The 258-nt window shown below is 54.3% G+C and carries 1 protein-coding gene; it reads left to right on the top strand.

Annotated elements, in window-relative coordinates; translation table 11 throughout:
* A partial coding sequence (locus tag B3797_RS13955) for a response regulator (RefSeq protein WP_311791385.1) occupies positions 1–258 on the top strand: 258 nt, incomplete at both ends.

Genomic DNA, 258 nt, shown 5'->3' with positions numbered 1-258 from the left:
GTCACGCGTAATACCCTCAAAAGCATTTTCGAGGCGGAAGGTTATGTCGTTTATGAAGCCACCGACGGCGCTGAAATGCACCAGGTGCTTACCGACAACGACGTCAACCTGGTGATCATGGATATCAATCTGCCCGGTAAAAACGGCCTGTTGCTGGCACGCGAACTGCGCGAGCAGGCCAACGTGGCGCTGATGTTCCTGACCGGTCGTGATAATGAAGTGGATAAGATCCTTGGTCTGGAGATCGGCGCGGATGAC

The sequence above is a fragment of the Pantoea sp. UBA5923 genome (assembly GCF_002431095.1).
Taxonomy (GTDB): Bacteria; Pseudomonadota; Gammaproteobacteria; order Enterobacterales; family Enterobacteriaceae; genus Pantoea; species Pantoea piersonii.
Note: the sequence above shows the minus strand (reverse complement) of the source record. Positions and strands in the feature narration are given on the sequence as shown.